The sequence below is a fragment of the Streptosporangium heterodermiicola genome (genome assembly GCF_051390675.1).
Classification (GTDB): domain Bacteria; phylum Actinomycetota; class Actinomycetes; order Streptosporangiales; family Streptosporangiaceae; genus Streptosporangium.
In genome coordinates this window covers 37563-53934 of the sequence record NZ_JBPJSR010000014.1, presented here as the reverse complement: position 1 = coordinate 53934, position 16372 = coordinate 37563, and the positions used below count along the sequence as shown (strand labels likewise).

The 16372-nt window shown below is 70.1% G+C and carries 13 protein-coding genes; 5 read left to right on the top strand and 8 right to left on the bottom strand.

Features of this window, described 5'->3' with window-relative positions; translation table 11 throughout:
- Positions 1-88: 88 nt before the first annotated feature.
- Positions 89-1546, top strand: coding sequence for a RodZ family helix-turn-helix domain-containing protein (locus ACSC1Q_RS27750; RefSeq protein ID WP_436761622.1), 1458 nt, complete (start codon positions 89-91; stop codon positions 1544-1546).
- A 468-nt stretch (positions 1547-2014) separates the two neighbouring features.
- Positions 2015-2449, top strand: a complete 435-nt coding sequence (locus tag ACSC1Q_RS27745) for a MarR family winged helix-turn-helix transcriptional regulator (RefSeq protein ID WP_436761621.1) — start codon at positions 2015-2017, stop codon at positions 2447-2449.
- Between the two features lie 186 nt (positions 2450-2635).
- Here ACSC1Q_RS27745 and ACSC1Q_RS27740 read toward each other — a convergent pair whose 3' ends face one another.
- From ACSC1Q_RS27740 to ACSC1Q_RS27710, 7 genes are all read right to left on the bottom strand, one after another.
- Positions 2636-3397, bottom strand: a complete 762-nt coding sequence (locus ACSC1Q_RS27740; protein ID WP_436761620.1) for a succinate dehydrogenase/fumarate reductase iron-sulfur subunit — start codon at positions 3395-3397, stop codon at positions 2636-2638.
- 2 nt (positions 3398-3399) lie between these two features.
- On the bottom strand, positions 3400-5307 hold the full coding sequence (locus tag ACSC1Q_RS27735) for a fumarate reductase/succinate dehydrogenase flavoprotein subunit (protein WP_436761619.1): 1908 nt from the start codon (positions 5305-5307) through the stop codon (positions 3400-3402).
- A 9-nt stretch (positions 5308-5316) separates the two neighbouring features.
- Entirely contained in the window at positions 5317-6102 is a 786-nt protein-coding gene (gene sdhC, locus ACSC1Q_RS27730; RefSeq protein WP_436761618.1) for a succinate dehydrogenase subunit SdhC, read from the bottom strand.
- Positions 6103-6590: 488 nt separating this feature from the next.
- Entirely contained in the window at positions 6591-7040 is a 450-nt protein-coding gene (locus ACSC1Q_RS27725) for a response regulator (protein WP_436761617.1), read from the bottom strand.
- Positions 7033-8655, bottom strand: a complete 1623-nt coding sequence (locus ACSC1Q_RS27720) for a sensor histidine kinase (protein ID WP_436761616.1) — start codon at positions 8653-8655, stop codon at positions 7033-7035. The genes ACSC1Q_RS27725 and ACSC1Q_RS27720 overlap by 8 nt, the downstream gene beginning before the upstream one ends.
- Before the next feature lie 104 nt (positions 8656-8759).
- The gene (locus tag ACSC1Q_RS27715) at positions 8760-9914 is read right to left on the bottom strand and encodes a PP2C family protein-serine/threonine phosphatase (protein ID WP_436761615.1); all 1155 of its coding nucleotides are present in this window, start codon (positions 9912-9914) and stop codon (positions 8760-8762) included.
- Between the two features lie 223 nt (positions 9915-10137).
- Positions 10138-11082 (bottom strand): LysR family transcriptional regulator, encoded by a 945-nt coding sequence (locus tag ACSC1Q_RS27710; RefSeq protein WP_436761614.1) that lies wholly within the window; start codon positions 11080-11082, stop codon positions 10138-10140.
- A gap of 332 nt (positions 11083-11414) precedes the next feature.
- On the opposite strand from ACSC1Q_RS27710, the gene ACSC1Q_RS27705 reads away from it, so the two are divergent.
- The 3 genes from ACSC1Q_RS27705 (at position 11415) to ACSC1Q_RS27695 (ending at position 15021) form a co-directional block, all read left to right on the top strand.
- Positions 11415-12179, top strand: coding sequence for a succinate dehydrogenase cytochrome b subunit (locus tag ACSC1Q_RS27705; protein ID WP_436761613.1), 765 nt, complete (start codon positions 11415-11417; stop codon positions 12177-12179).
- 91 nt (positions 12180-12270) lie between these two features.
- Positions 12271-14199: a fumarate reductase/succinate dehydrogenase flavoprotein subunit gene (locus ACSC1Q_RS27700; RefSeq protein ID WP_436761612.1), complete on the top strand. Its 1929-nt coding sequence runs from the start codon at positions 12271-12273 to the stop codon at positions 14197-14199.
- An 84-nt stretch (positions 14200-14283) separates the two neighbouring features.
- Positions 14284-15021, top strand: a complete 738-nt coding sequence (locus tag ACSC1Q_RS27695) for a succinate dehydrogenase/fumarate reductase iron-sulfur subunit (RefSeq protein WP_436761611.1) — start codon at positions 14284-14286, stop codon at positions 15019-15021.
- Between the two features lie 67 nt (positions 15022-15088).
- On the opposite strand, the gene ACSC1Q_RS27690 is transcribed toward ACSC1Q_RS27695, so the two are convergent.
- Positions 15089-16183, bottom strand: coding sequence for a GlxA family transcriptional regulator (locus tag ACSC1Q_RS27690; RefSeq protein WP_436761610.1), 1095 nt, complete (start codon positions 16181-16183; stop codon positions 15089-15091).
- Positions 16184-16372 lie beyond the last annotated feature (189 nt).

The following is a 16372-nucleotide window of genomic DNA, read 5'->3' as shown; positions in this document are numbered from 1 at the left end:
TAGTATTTCTTTGACGTGTTCATGGTTGATTGCGCGGAGGGCACCGGTGACGCGAGCACGGCGCAGGGCGGCTGTCACCGCCGTTGTGATGTCCCTGGGACTCAGCGGCGTCGTCCTGCTCGCCCTGGCGCCGTTCACCGGATCCTCCGCGGCCGGCGCGACCGTCAGGGTGATGAGTGTCGACCCCTCGCGGATCGAGGGGTGTGACGTCGACCCGGCGGGCCCCTGCGAGGAGCCCACGCCGATCGTCACCGTCACGGTCACCGAGGATCCCCAGGGCGGTGGCTCCGAGGAGACGGCCGTGCCGCAGAAGACCGTGACCACGACGATCACGGTCCCGGCGTCGCCGAAGCCCAAGCCTCCCAAGACGACCTCGGCCCCGCCCCCGCCTCCGCAGGAGACGGAGGTCGCGCCGCCGCCGCCGGTCCAGAACACCATGCCTCCGGTGACCCCGCCCGCCGACACCGCCGGCACGCCGGAGAACAACGTCCCCCAGTTCCCGCCGACCAGCCCCGATCCGAACCAGCTTCCCGCCGCCACGCCCACGCCGGCCGACACCGCGACGCTCGACGAGAGCGCCTCGGGTTCCTCCGTGTACGAGATCCGCAACGCGGGTTCCGAGTTCGACGGGGCGACGCTGAGCCGCCAGCTCGGCATCCCGGCGCTGATCCTGGTGCTGCTGGTGCTGTTCGCCGTCCTGATCTTCGAGGGCAGGCTGCGCCGCCTGGCGCACGCCGCGGCCGTCCGCCGGGCCGGTCCGCGCGGGATGGGCCGCGACCCGATGGACCCGATGGCCTACCCCGGCGGCCCCGGCTACGGCCCCGGCCCCTACCAGGGCGGCACGGCCTACGCGCCGATCATCAGCTTCGTGCCCATGCAGATGTACGCCCCGGTCTACCCGGAGGGCTACACCCCCGACCAGTATCCCCAGGGGTACGACCAGACGACGGCGTACCTGCCCGCGCCCGGCTACGAGCAGCAGCCGGTCGCCGGCCACGGTGACCCGTACGACCCGCGGACCGGTTACGTGCAGCCGGGGCGGCCCGGACAGGCCGGACAGGCGCCCTACGGCCCGACGGTCCAGGACGGCTCGCCGGCCGCCTTCCAGAGCACCCAGGGGTTCGGCCCCGACTCCGGCGAGGGGCGCCTTCCGCAGGGGGCCCCGGAGTTCCCCGGGGCGCCGTTCCCGCAGGAGCCCGCCCGGGGCGACGTGGGGGGCGACGGCCTGCGAGACGACTTCCGGTCGTTCGGCCCCACCGCCCCCGGTCCCGACGACGCCTCCGGTCAGGGGTCCTCACCGGATCGGCCCCTCCAGAGCGGCCCGCAGGACGGTCCCACGCCGCTCGGCCGGGAAGCGCGGGGCGACCGGAGCGTGGCGGAGGGAAGGCCGTTCGGACCCGAGCCGCAGGGCGGTCCCGTCCAGGGGCCCGGCGAGACGGGGTCCGGTGAGCGGTCTCCCGTCGAACCGACCCCGACGGCGGTCTACCCGCTCCCCGGCCAGGACACCGGCAAGAAGAAGCGCGGCCTCTTCCGCCGTTCCACCTGACCCCGGACGGCCCTCGCACCTGACCCTGGACGGCCCTGAAGGGCTCTGAGCGGCCCTGGCCGTCCAGGAGTGGATCTTCCTTGCGACCCGTCGTGGAGCGCGGGCGGCGGTGCGGCGTGGAGAGGACGCCGACGTCGTACGAGAGCGTCGTGCCGGGCCGGTCCGCGAGGTCACCGGCTCCCGGCGGAGATCAGGGCGAGGAAGACGACCCCGGCGGTGCCGAGCCGGACGACCGGTGTCGACGATGCCGGGGATGCCGGGGATGCCGGGGATGATCGGCATCGGCGTGATACAGCCGGGCCGGTTTGGGCAGGGGGTGCCCACACGACTTCTTCCGAAAAGATCATCTACTTCTCTCGCGCCAAAACGGAGATCGTCCTCTTTGGAATCTCTCTGTTTCAGAGGGAGTAGGAAGAGGGGACCGCCATGTCGGCTGAGCGGGAAAGCCGCATAGAGATGATCATGGCCATGTCCGACCAGGGACGTCTGACGGCCGTGCGGTCGGCGCTGTTCCACGTCGGAGTGGCCGGCCGGGCCGGAATGAACGTGACCGACTTCAACTGCCTGGCCGTCCTCGACAAGGATGGCCCCCTCACCCCGCACGACCTCGCCGTACGGATAGGGCTGACGCGCGGCGGCGCCATCACCGCGGTCGTGGACCGCCTGCAGAGGACGGGGTACGTGCGGCGCGGCCGGGACGCCACCGACCGGCGCCGCGTCCTCGTCGAGCTGGTGCGCGATGGGCCCTACCACGCGCTGCAGGAGATCCTGACGGACGTCAACCGGGCCTACGCCGACCTCGTCGAGAGCTACGGCGACGCGGAGCTGGTGATCATCCATGACTTCGCCGTCCGCGCCAACGAGGTCATGTGGAAGCAGACACAGCAGCTGTGGCGCAACTGAGCACGGCGACGCGAGGGGCGAAGCGGCACGAGGGAACGGCGGCGCGAGACGTACGAGGGAACGTGCGGGGGAACGGCGGTGCGTACGAAGGCGCGGGGAACGGCGGCGCGAGGAAACAAAGAGGAAACATGACGGCGCCGCCCGGGGAGAGCCCGTGGACGGCACCGTCGTGAGAGGTGAGAAGGCTCAGGTCTTCGAGCCGGAACGCTTGAAGATCTTGTTGCCCAGCCAGACCAGCGGGTCGTACTTCCGGTCGACGACGCGCTCCTTCATCGGGATCAGCGCGTTGTCAGTGATTTTGATGTGCTCCGGGCAGACCTCGGTGCAGCACTTGGTGATGTTGCAGTAGCCGAGACCGTGCTCCTCCTGGGCGGAGTCCTTGCGGTCGGCCACGTCGTACGGGTGCATGTCCAGCTCGGCGATCCGCATCAGGAAGCGCGGACCGGCGAAGTTGGTCTTGTTCTCCTCGTGGTCACGGATGACGTGACAGACGTTGTTGCACATGAAGCACTCGATGCACTTGCGGAACTCCTGGGACCGCTCGACGTCGATCTGCTGCATGCGGTACTCGCCCGGCTTCACGTCGGCCGGAGGGGTGAAGGACGGGATCTCCCTGGCCTTCTGGTAGTTGAACGACACGTCCGTGACCAGGTCCTTGATCACCGGGAACGTCCGCATGGGCGTCACGGTGATCGTCTCCTCCTCGGTGAAGGTGGACATCCGGGTCATGCACCCGAGCTTCGGCCTGCCGTTGATCTCCATCGAGCACGAGCCGCACTTGCCGGCCTTGCAGTTCCAGCGGACGGCCAGGTCGGGGGCCTGGGTGGCCTGGAGCCGGTGGATGATGTCGAGGACGACCTCGCCCTCGTTCACCTCGACCGTGAAGTCCTCAAGCTTGCCCTCGCCGCCCTCGCCCCGCCAGACGCGGAACTTCGCCTTGTAACTCATGGTTACTCCTTGGCCAGCGCGTCAAAGGCGGCCAGCTCTTCCTCGGTGATGTACTTCTTCAGCTCGTCGCGGTCGAACAGCTCGATGAGGTCGTCCCGCATCGGCGGCTGCACCTGCTCCCGCACCGTGACGCCGGAACCGTCCGGCGTGAGGGCGCAGAGCAGGATCTTGGTACGCCACTCGGCGGACATGCCGGGGAAGTCGTCGCGCGTGTGACCGCCGCGGCTCTCCTGGCGCAGCAGCGCCGCCTTCGCCACGCACTCCGAGACCAGGAGCATGTTGCGCAGGTCGAGGGCGAGGTGCCAGCCGGGGTTGTAGATGCGGCTGCCGGCCGCGCCGACGCCCTGGGCCCGCTCCTTGAGCTTGCCCACCGCCTCCAGAGCCTCGGAGACCTCCTCGGCCTTGCGGATGATGCCGACCAGGTCGTTCATGGTCCGCTGCAGCTCGTGGTGGACCTCGTACGGGTTCTCGCCCGCGCGCTCCAGCGGGGCCAGGGCCTCCGCGGTCGCCTGGGCCACGGTCTCCTCGGAGATCTTCGGCCGGGCCGCCAGGCCGTCCACGTACGAGGCCGCTCCCGCTCCCGCGCGGCGGCCGAACACCAGCAGGTCGGACAGCGAGTTGCCGCCCAGCCGGTTGGAGCCGTGCATGCCGCCGGAGACCTCACCGGCCGCGAACAGGCCGGGCACGGCCGCCGCGCCGGTGTCGGCGTCGACCTCGACGCCGCCCATGATGTAGTGGCAGGTCGGGCCGACCTGCATCGCCTCCTTGGTGATGTCGACGTCCGCCAGCTCCTTGAACTGGTGGTGCATCGACGGCAGCCGCTTGATGATCTCAGCGGCCGGGAGACGGGTGGAGACGTCCAGATAGACGCCGCCCTGGGGTGATCCGCGCCCCGCCTTCACCTCGGAGTTGATGGCCCGCGCGACCTCGTCGCGGGGGAGCAGCTCCGGAGGGCGGCGGTTGTTGGCCTGGTCGGTGTACCAGCGGTCGCCCTCCTCCTCGGAGGTGGCGTACTTGTCCTTGAACACCTCGGGGATGTAGTCGAACATGAAGCGCTTGCCCTCGGAGTTTCTCAGCACCCCGCCGTCGCCCCGGACGGACTCGGTGACGAGGATGCCCCGCACAGAGGGTGGCCAGACCATCCCGGTGGGATGGAACTGGATGAACTCCATGTTGATCAGCTTCGCGCCGGCGAGCAGGGCGAGCGCGTGGCCGTCGCCGGTGTACTCCCACGAGTTGGACGTGACCACGTACGACTTGCCGATGCCACCGGTGGCGAGCACGATCGCGGGGGCGTCGAACAGGATGAGCTTGCCGTTCTCCCGCCAGTAGCCGAAGGCCCCGGAGATCGCCCCGCTCCCGCCGGGCACCTCCTCCTTGAGCAGGCGGGTGACCGTGCACTCCTGGAAGACCTTGATGTACGCCTCGGCGTCGCCGTGGAGCCTCTCGTCCTCCTGCTGGAGCGCGACCACCCGCTGCTGAAGGGTGCGGATCAGCTCCAGGCCGGTGCGGTCGCCGACGTGGGCCAGCCGCGGGTACTCGTGCCCGCCGAAGTTACGCTGGCTGATCTTGCCGTCCTTGGTGCGGTCGAACAGCGCGCCCCACGCCTCCAGCTCCCAGACCCGGTCGGGAGCCTCCTTGGCGTGCAGCTCGGCCATCCTCCAGTTGTTGAGGAACTTGCCGCCGCGCATGGTGTCGCGGAAGTGCACCATCCAGTTGTCGTCGCTGTTGACGTTGCCCATGGCGGCGGCCGCGCCGCCCTCGGCCATGACCGTGTGCGCCTTGCCGAACAGCGACTTGCAGACGATCGCCGTCCGCTTGCCCTGCTGGCGGGCTTCGATGGCCGCCCGCAGACCCGCACCGCCGGCGCCGATGACGACGACGTCGTATTCGTGACGCTCGATTTCCACAGGAGATCCTTATGCGAACGAGAAGGCGATGATGCCCTTGGCGACCAGGCGCACGTACAGGTCGGCGCCCATGACGGAGAACATGGAGATCAGCGCGAGCTGCGAGTGCCTGGCGTTGAGCTTGGAGACGAAGCCCCAGGCCCGGTAGCGGATCGGGTGCTTGGAGAAGTGGTTCAGGCGCCCGGCCGTGATGTGCCGGCAGGAGTGGCACGACAGTGTGTACAGGTTGATCAGGACCGCGTTGGCGATCAGGATCCAGGTGCCCAGGCCGGCCGGATTCTCGATCAGCGCCTTCACCGCGTCGTACGCGAGGACGAGGCCGACGACGATCGCCGCGTAGAAGAAGTAGCGGTGGATGTTCTGCAGGATCAGCGGGAACCGCGACTCACCTGAGTACTTCTTGTGCGGCTCGTTCACTCCGCAGGCCGGGGGCGAGAGCCAGAACCCCCGATAGTAGGCCTTGCGGTAGTAGTAACACGTGAAGCGGAACCCCGCGGGAAGGCCGAGGATCAGCAGGCCGGGAGGCAGGGTGTACCAGTCGCCGAAGGGGGCGAGGCCGAACAGCCGCGCGTCCGGCGGGCAACTCGTCGCCAGACAGGGCGACGCGAACGGCGCGTGATACGGCGATACGAAGTAGTTTGTATCGAAAATCGCCCACGTGGCGTAGACGAGGAATGCCGTGAAAATGATGAAAGTGACCAGCGGATAGCGCCACCACTGGTCGGTCCGCAGGGTGCGCTCCTTGATCTGCGCACGTTGCCTTCTGGCCGGGCTCTCGGCCGTTGTCTGGGTCATCGAGACCTCTCCACCTCCCGCGGACCCCGCTCGCCCAGGGGTCCGGGTTGTTTCAGTTGTGCCGCGCGTCCGGGGCATCGTCGCGCCGGCTCACACGTGCGCGCGCATGTTGGTGGGGGATACGTTACGACGACGTCCAGGGGTTGTGTGTAAGGGGTCTCTCACAATTTCACCGACCCGGTGTGATTCCTGTCACGTTCGTCTGGCAGGAACCCCTCGCCTGCGCCGTCTCACGAGGTGGACGATCACAGGGAGGTCTCGGGGGGCCGTGGAGGCTGGTGCGGCGGATGGGCAACCCCTGTTTTCCGTCCCCCACGGACAGATCCCCCACGGACAGATCCCCCGCGGACAGATCCCCCGCGGACAGATCCCCCGTGTACAGATCCCTCGCGGACCGATCCCTCACAGGCGGATCTCTCGGCGGACCGGTCCCCTGCGGACCGATCTTTCACAGGCCGGTCCCTCACAGGCCGGTCCCGCGCGGGCCCTCAGTAGTGCTGGCTGGAGTTGGGCAGCTTGACGACGGTCACGAAGAAGTCGTCGATCCGCCGGACCACGCTGATGAACTGGTCGAAGTCGACCGGCTTGGAGACGTAGGCGTTGGCGTGCAGGTTGTAGCTGCGCAGGATGTCCTCCTCGGACTCCGACGTGGTCAGTACGACCACCGGGATCCCGCGGAGCCTCTCGTCGGCCTTTATGTCCTGGAGCACCTCCCGGCCGTCCTTGCGGGGCAGGTTGAGGTCGAGCAGGATCAGGTCGGGCCGGGGCACGCCGGCGTAGTCGCCCTCCTTACGCAGGAAGGCCATGGCCTGCTCGCCGTCGTTGACCACGTGCAGCTTGTTGCGGACCTTGTTGAGCTCGAACGCCTCCCGCGTCAGCAGGACGTCGCCCGGGTCGTCCTCGACCAGGAGAACGTCGATCCAGCGCAGGTCATTCATTCATGTCTCCTGTGGGAAGGGTCCAGCGGAAGGTCGTGCCCGGCGTGGCGGTCTTCCCGACGTTCTCGCTGTTCTCGGTCTTTTCTGTGTTCTCGGTGTGCTCGGTGTGCTCGGTGTTCTCGATGTGCCCGGCGGTCTCGCCGTCTCCGGTGGTCCCGCCGGCCCCGTCGTCCACCCAGATGCGGCCGCCGTGGTACTCGACGATCTTCTTGCAGAGCGCCAGCCCGATGCCCGTGCCCGCGTACACGTCCCGCCCGTGCAGGCGCTGGAAAATCAGGAAGATGCGGTCAGTGTATTTGCTGTCGATACCGATGCCGTTGTCGGTGCAGGAGAACTCCCACATCTCCCCGGCGCGCCGTACCCCGATGTGGATCGCCGGCGGTTCCTGCGAGTGGAACTTGATCGCGTTGCCGACGAGGTTCTGGAAGAGCTGGGTGAGCTGGGCCCGGTTGCCGTGCACCTCGGGCAGCTCGTCGTGGGTCACCGTCGCCCCGGCGTCCTCGATGGTCGCGCCGAGGTTGTTCAGCGCGGCCTTGAGCGGCACGGCGGCGTCGATCCTGGTGCGCTCGCCGCCCATCCTGCCGACCCGGGAGAAGTCGAGCAGGTCGTTGATCAGCATCTGCATGCGCTTGGCGCCGTCGACGGAGAAGGCGATGTACTGCTTGGCGCGCTCGTCGAGCTGGTCGCCGTAGCGCTGCTCCAGCATCTGGGTGAAGCTCGCCACCTTGCGCAGCGGCTCCTGCAGGTCGTGGCTGGCCACGTAGGCGAACTGCTCCAGCTCGCCGTTGGAGCGCTTCAGCTCCGCCGCCTGGTCCTCCAGCTTGCGCTGCGTCTCCGAGGACCGGCGCCACTCGGCGAGGATGCGGCGGCGCATCGCGTCGACGTGGCCCGACAGCTCGGACAGCTCGGCCGGGCGCTCCACCCTGAGCTTGTGGTCGAAATCCCCCTGGGCGACCGCGCGTACCTGCTGGTTCAGCTCGGCCAGCGGGCGGAGCACCGCGTACCGCACGATGAGCACCGCGACGATCCCGGCCACGACAAGTGCCAGGGCCACGCCGATGAGCGCGGCGTAGAGGGCCTGCCAGCCGATGTCGAGCCGGACGACGCCGGCCTCGTGCAGCCGGTTCAGGTGGTTCTGGAGGCCGGTGAGGGATTGGCGGACCTCGTTGAACCGGGTGGCGTTGATGGTGGCGTTCTGCCGGGAGGCGTCGGTCTTCAGGGTCGGTACGGCGGAGATGACCGTCTCCGCGTAGTCGCGCCGCCAGGCCTCTCCCGCCGCCTTCAGCCGGGCCACCTCGGCACTGACCGTCTGCCGCTCCGGGATCCGGGGGAGCAGCGCGGCGAGCGCGCCCACCGCGGTGTCCTCCGCGGCGACCGCGTTCCGGTAGTCCCGCAGGGAGGCTTCCTCGTTGGTCCTGCCGTACGCCCGCACCGAGCTCTCCTGCGAGGTCATCGTGTTGGAGATCTCCAGGAGGCGCAGCGCCGCCGGGTCGACGACGTTGACCAGGGTCTCCCTGGCCTCCCGCGTCTCCTCGATCGACTTGATCGTGACGACGGCGGAGATCATGAAGACCAGCGCGATGCCCACCCCGGCGAGCGTGAACCAGCGCCCCACCGGAAGGTTCCCGAACCCCTTCGAGGGGGTGAACGCGGGCAGGGGGCGAGGGCTGAGGCCGCGACCCGAACGCTCCGAGAGGTCTGAGTGGTCCGGACGGTCGGTCATCGTTCTCCGCTTCGAGAGATGAGCACGGTCGCCAGGTCGTCGCTGAGCGCGTCGCGGTTCAGCTCGATGACGCGTTCGATCAGACGGTCGAGCTCGATCCCGCCCTGCTCCTGGACGAGCCTGAGCAGGCCCTCGGTGCCGAGCAGGTCGGGCCCGCCGCCCACGGTGGCCTCGATCAGGCCGTCGGTGTAGAGCAGCAGCGACCAGTCGGCGCCGAGCGGGACGTCGATCGCCGACCACCGGACGTCCTGGAAGATCCCCAGCGGGGGGCCGGAGGGGGTGCCGGGCACCACGCCGATCACGCCGTCGCGGATCAGCAGCGGCGGCGGGTGGCCGACCACGTGCATCCGCGCCCGGTCGAGCGCGGGGTCGATCGTGACGATGCACAGGGTGGTGAAGATCTCCGCGGACTTGCGCTCCAGGCGGAGCACCGACTCCAGGGTGCCGAGCAGGTCGTTGCCGGTGTGCCCGGCCAGGACCAGGGTCCGCCAGGCGATCCTGAGCGCGACCCCCAGCGCGGCCTCGTCGGGGCCGTGCCCGCACACGTCGCCGACCACCACGTGGACGGCGCCGTCGGGGCTCTGCACGGTGTCCCAGAAGTCACCGGCGAGCAGGGCGCGCCTGCGCCCCGGCAGGTAGCGGGCCTGGTGGTCGAGGACCCCCGGGGCCAGCAGCGGGACCGGCAGCAGCCCGCGTTCGAGGCGGGAGTTCTCCTTGGTGAGCAGCTCGGCCTCGACCAGCCTGCGCTGGGCCAGGTCGGCGCGCTTGCGCTCTATCGAGTAGCGGATCGCCCGCGCCAGCAGGCGGGCCTCCACGTCCTGCTTCACCAGGAAGTCCTGGGCGCCTGCGGCGACGGCCTCCACACCGACGTGGGTGTCGTTCAGGCCGGTCAGCACGAGCACGGCGGCGTGCGGTGCCATCGACAGCACCTGCTCCAGCGCCTCCAGGCCGGACGCGTCGGGCAGGGAGAGGTCGACGAGCACGCACCGCACGTCCTCGGTGAGCCGATCCCGGCTCTCGGCCATGCTTCGTACCCAAATGATCTTGGGTGGGTTGTCCGCCTCGCTGAGCAGTTCCTCCACGAGGAAGGCGTCGCCCGCGTCGTCCTCGATGAGGAGGAGCGTGAGCGTGTCATTGGCGGGGGCGGTCACTGACGCCTCTTCGTGGGATCGGGAGAACCTGTCGACGCTACGTAGAATAGTGTGACACCGGGACTTAGAGGGTGTTGATCAGTCCCCGTGATCCACGCGGCCGATATCGTGACCCTCCGCACGTCAGGAACGCGCCACAACGGCCGCCGGACACCCGTCCGCCCGTCGGGCGTCCACGGGCACCGCCCGGCCGTACGGCCCGCAAACTCCCTGCTCCTGGCCATCAGGTCTCGGTGATCAGGTCGAGTCCCTGGGGGAGGCTGCCGTCGCGGGCGGCCTCGGTGAGGAAGAGGAGCAGGGTCGCGCGGAAGGCCTGGGCGGCGCGGGTGGGCTGGACGTCCTTGCGGTGCGCGATGGCTATGGTGCGGCGCAGCCCGGGGGGCGCCAGCGGCGTCCCGGCCAGTCCCGGGCGGCCGTCCAGCACCATCGAGGGGACCAGCGCGATCCCCAGCCCGGCCTCCACGAAGCGCAGCACGGCGTCCATCTCGCCGCCCTCCACCGCGAACCTGGGCTCGAACCCGGCCTGCCTGCAGGCGCTGAGCGTCGCCTCCCGCAGGTCGTACCCGCGCCGGAACATCACCATCGGCCGCCGCCGCAGCTCCTCGATGCGCACGTACGGCCGGCGGGCGTGATCGGCCGGGTGATCGGCGGAGGGAGAGGCGACGACGAGGTTCTCCCGCAGGATCTCCTCGGTGACGAGGGCGGGGTCGTCGCTGTGCAGCGGCATGATGATCAGCGCCAGGTCGAGCTGGCCGCGGGCGAGGGTACGGACCAGGTCGCGGGAGCCGCCCTCCTCCACGAACAGCTCGATGCCGGGGTAGGCGTGGTGGAACCTGGCCAGCGCGTCGGCGAGCAGCCCGGCGCAGAGCGAGGGGGTCGCGCCCAGCCGGACCCGGCCCCGGCGCAGGCCCGCGAGCTCGCCGACCTCGCTCCTGGCGGTCTCGGCGTCGGCCAGCATCCTGCGGGCCAGCGGCAGCAGCGCCTCGCCCGCCGGGGTCAGTGTGACGTTCCCCCGGGCGCGGCTGAACAGCGGCGCGCCGAGCTCGGCCTCCAGGGCCTTGATCTGCTTGCTCAGCGAGGGCTGGGCGACGCGCATCCCCTCGGCGGCCTGGGTGAAGTGCCGGGCCTCGGCGACCGCCACGAAGTAGGCGAGTTGCTGGAGCTGCACGTTTCCCTAGCGTAGGGGCTCCTCCGCGTACGGCTCCCCCGGGACGCGCGTCGCGGGGGCGCGAGTCGCCGGGCGGGCGAGGTCCCGGGCGCCGAGGATCCTGGCCGTCCGGGGACTCATAGCGCAGGGGGCGTCCGGACTCGGATCCGGGGCGGGCGGTGGCGTACGAGACGATGTGAGGCTCCCGCCAGGAGGTTGTGAGATTGATCGCACCACGCCCGGGGGTGCGGTCCCGGAAGTCGCAGGAGCGCAGAGTCAATAGCCACAGGCTATGGAAACCACATCCACGATGACTTGGACGCCGGTAAATCCTCCTACCTAGCGTGACAAACGTGACTGCCACTATTGAGCGCGGATCCGCCACCGCGCCGGTGAAACCCTCGGCGGAGGCCCCGGTGAAGCCGGCCAGGCCCAGGCGGCGGGGCGGCTTCCTGGGCTCCTCCAACGGCAAGAAGGCCGTGATGGCCGTCACGGGCGCCCTGATGGTGCTCTTCCTTGTCGGCCACATGGCGGGAAACCTCAAGAGCTTCTTCGGGGCCGAGTCCTTCAACTCCTACGCGGCCTTCCTGCGGACCATGGGCGAGCCGATCCTCCCGCACCGCGTCCTGCTGACCGTCGTCGAGATCGGGCTGGTCGTCGCGGTCGGGCTGCACATGTGGGCGGCGGTCTCCCTGGCCCGGCGGGCGCGCAAGGCCCGTCCGGTCAAGTACGCGGCCAGGCGCAGGTCCCGGGCGAACGGCTACGCGGTCCACACCATGCGCTACGGCGGCGTCGTCATCGTGCTGTTCGTGATCTACCACCTGCTGGACCTGACGTTCGGCGTGGCCAACCCGGCGGGCGCGGGCTCCACCCCGTACGAGCGCCTGGTCGAGGGCTTCGCGCCGTCCCGCTGGTGGGTCACCCTGTTCTACGTGCTCGCGGTCGTCATGGTCGGCCTGCACCTGCGCCACGGCCTGTGGAGCGCCTTCCAGACGCTCGGCCTGGCGGGCCGCCGCAGCTACCGCGCGCTGAGGGCCGCCGCCACCGGCCTGTCGGCGCTGCTGGTCGTCGGCTTCCTCGCGGTCCCGGCCGCGGTCGTCCTCGGGGTGATCAAGTGAGCGGGACCCGGCGCGCCGAGTACGACGGGCGCGACGGTGGCGTACGAGAAGCGGATCTTCCGCGTGGGGAACGAGGAGCGGTGAGCGGGTCATGACCACGGGATACACAGAGGGCGCGCCGATCCGCGACACCAAGGCCCCCGACGGCCCGATCGAGGATCGCTGGGAGAAGCGGAAGTTCGGCGCCAAGCTGGTCAACCCGGCCAACAAGCGCAAGCTCAACGTCATCGTCGTGGGCACGGGGCTGGCGGGCGGCTCGGCCGCCGCGACCCTCGGCGAGCTGGGCTACAACGTCAAGTCCTTCTGCTACCAGGACACGCCCCGGCGCGCGCACTCCATCGCGGCCCAGGGCGGCATCAACGCGGCCAAGAACTACCGGGGCGACGGCGACTCGATCTACCGGCTGTTCTACGACACGGTCAAGGGCGGCGACTTCCGCGCCCGCGAGTCCAACGTCTACCGGCTCGCCCAGGTCAGCGTGAACATCATCGACCAGGCCGTGGCCCAGGGCGTGCCGTTCGCCCGCGAGTACGGCGGCCTGCTCGACACCCGTTCCTTCGGCGGCGCGCAGGTCTCCCGTACCTTCTACGCCAGGGGCCAGACGGGCCAGCAGCTGCTGCTCGGCGCGTACCAGGCGCTGGAGCGGCAGATCGCGGCCGGGACCGTCGAGATGCACACCCGCCACGAGATGCTCGACCTGATCGTCTCCGACGGACGGGCGCGCGGCGTCATCGTCCGCGACATGGTCACCGGCGAGATCGAGCGGCACCTGGCCGACGCGGTCGTGCTGGCCAGCGGCGGGTACGGCAACGTGTTCTTCCTGTCGACCAACGCCAAGGGCTGCAACACCACCGCGATCTGGCGGGCGCACCGGCGCGGCGCGATGTTCGCCAACCCCTGCTACACCCAGATCCACCCGACCTGCATCCCGGTCAGCGGCGACTACCAGTCGAAGCTGACCCTTATGTCGGAGTCGCTGCGCAACGACGGCCGCGTGTGGGTGCCGCTGGAGCGGGGCGACGCCCGCCCGGCCTCGGAGATCCCCGAGGAGGAGCGCGACTACTACCTGGAGCGCATCTACCCGGCGTTCGGCAACCTGGTCCCGCGCGACATCGCCTCCCGCGCCGCCAAGAACGTCTGCGACGAGGGCCGCGGCGTCGGCCCCGGCGGGCTGGGCGTCTACCTCGACTTCGCCGACGCGATCCGCCGCCTGGGCCGCGACGCGGTGGAGAAGAAGTACGGCAACCTCTTCGAGATGTACGAGCGCATCACCGGCGAGGACCCCTACGCGCAGCCGATGCGCATCTACCCGGCCGTCCACTACACGATGGGCGGCCTGTGGGTGGACTACGACCTGCAGTCCACGATCCCCGGCCTGTTCGTGATCGGCGAGGCCAACTTCTCCGACCACGGCGCCAACCGCCTCGGCGCGTCCGCGCTGATGCAGGGCCTGGCCGACGGCTACTTCGTGCTGCCGACCACGATCGGCGACTACCTCGCGAACGGCCCGTACGGCGAGGTCGACGAGGAGGCCGTGGCCGGGGCGGAGGTCGCGGTGCGCGAGAAGATCGCCAAGTTGCTGTCGAACGACGGGGACCGCACCGCCGACTCCTACCACCGCGAGCTGGGCAAGCTCATGTGGGACTACTGCGGCATGGAGCGCACCGAGGAGTCGCTGCGCAAGGCCCTGGAGCGGATCCCCGAGCTGCGCGAGGAGTTCTGGCGGAACGTGAAGGTCTCCGGCGAGGCCGGGGAGCTCAACCAGGCCCTGGAACGGGCCGGGCGGGTGGCCGACTTCTTCGACCTGGCCGAGCTGATGTGCGTCGACGCGCTGCACCGCACCGAGTCGTGCGGCGGCCACTTCCGCGCCGAGTCGCAGGACGCCGACGGCGAGGCCCTGCGCGACGACGAGCACTTCGCCTACGTCGCCGCCTGGGAGTACGGGGAGCAGGGCCCGATCCTGCACAAGGAAGATCTCGACTACGAGTACGTCAAGATGAGCCAGCGGAGCTACAAGTGAGCGCACCCGACGTAGTGAGCGAAGTGGCTCGCGAGGAACGAGCGATCCGCGCAGCGAATGAGGAGCGGTAAGCGAACCATGGGTATGAATCTCACACTCAAGGTCTGGCGGCAGAGGGGTCCCGAGGACAAGGGCCGCATGGTCACCTACCGGGTCGAGGACGTGTCACCGGACATGTCCTTCCTGGAGATGCTCGACGTCCTCAACGAGCGGCTCATCCTGGAGGGCGACGACCCGGTCGCCTTCGACCACGACTGCCGCGAGGGCATCTGCGGCATGTGCGGCATGGTCATCAACGGTGTCGCGCACGGCGAGCAGGTGGCCACCACCACCTGCCAGCTGCACATGCGGCACTTCGAGGACAACGCGGTCATCACCATCGAGCCGTGGCGCGCCGCGCCCTTCCCGGTGGTGAAGGACCTGGTCGTGGACCGCTCGGCGTTCGACCGCATCATCCAGGCGGGCGGCTTCGTCTCCGTCCCCGCGGGCTCGGCCCCCGACGCGCACAGCGTCCCGGTGAAGAAGGTCGACGCCGACTCGGCGTTCGACGCGGCCACCTGCATCGGCTGCGGCGCCTGCGTCGCCGCCTGCCCGAACGGCTCGGCCTCCCTCTTCACCGCCGCCAAGATCACTCACCTGGGCCTGCTGCCGCAGGGCCAGCCCGAGCGCGACTCCCGCGCTCTGGCCATGGTCGAGCAGATGGACGCGGAGGGCTTCGGCGGCTGCACCAACACCGGCGAGTGCACGGCGGTCTGCCCCAAGGGCATCCCGCTGGACACCATCGCCCAGATGAACCGCGACTACCTGCGGGCCGCCAAGTAGCGGTCAGGTAGCGGTCAGGTAGCGGTCAGGTAGCGGTCAGGTAGCGGTCAGGTAGCGTACGCCCGGATCAGCGTCCCGCGCCCTCCGCGCGGTGAGCGGGAGCGTCGTCCGTACCGCGAGCGGGAGCGCCGTCCGCGTCAAGCCCCTCCGCGCCGTGAGCGGAGACGCCCGTCGCATCGTGGGAGGGATCAGGGGAGGGAACGCCCGCCGCGTGGAAGGCGCGCCGGTAGGCCACGGGTGAGGTGCCGAGCACCGAGCGCAGGTGCTGACGGAGCGAGCCGGCCGTACCGAACCCGGCTCGCTGGGCGACGTGGTCGATCGGCAGGTCGCTGGTCTCCAGCAATCGCCTGGCCAGTTCCACGCGCTGGGCGGTCAGCCAGTTGCCGGGTGTCACCCCGACCTCGGCGCGGAAGCGCCTGGTGAAGGTGCGTACGCTCGTCCGGGCGTGGGCGGCGAGCTCCGGCAGCGGCAGCGGCCGGTGCAGCCGCTCCAGCGCCCAGGCGCGGGTGGGGGCCGTGGTGGCCGACGACGGCCCGGGGACGGGGTGTTCGACGAACTGGGCCTGATCCCCGTCGCGCCAGGGCGGGACGACGCAGCGGCGGGCCACCTGGCTCGCCACCGCGCTGCCGTGGTCGCGGCGTACCAGGTGCAGGCACAGGTCCACTCCCGCCGCGACCCCCGCCGAGGTGAGGACGTCGCCGCCGTCCACGAACAGCACGTTCCTTTCGACTCTCACCCGGGGGAAGACCCGCTGGAAGTGCTCGGCCTCCCTCCAGTGCGTGGTGGCGGCCCGGCCGTCGAGGAGCCCCGCGGCCGCCAGCACGTACGAGGCCGTGCAGATCGCCACGATCCGGGTGCCCGGCCGGACGAGCGCGAGGGCCTCCGCCAGCCGCTCGGGCAGGTGCCCGTGCTCGCGGACGGCGCCGAGCGCGCTGGAGGGCGGGATCACCAGCGTGTCCGCCGTGGCCAGAGCGCTCGCGTCGTGCTCGGCGGCGATGGCGAAACCGGCGTCGCTGTTCACCGGGCCGCCGTCCAGGGTGCAGGCGATCACCTCGTAGAGCGGCTCGCCGTCCGGCCCCTCGGCGCTGCCGAAGATGCGCGCGGGGGTGCCCAGTTCGAAGGGGATGACCCCTTCCAGGGCCAGGACGACGACGCTGTGCATGGCCAGATCCTGTCACATGATGGCCATCGGGCCGGTACCGGTCGGCTCCCTCCTCGCGCAATCTGGTTCCCGGCCGCACGACACGGTGCGCCGGGGGACGGGAAAGAGGACGGTCGAACATGGACGAGAGCGCACCGGTGGGTGTGAACGGCGGCGTGAGCGTGGACGGGAGCGCGCCGGTGGGTGTGG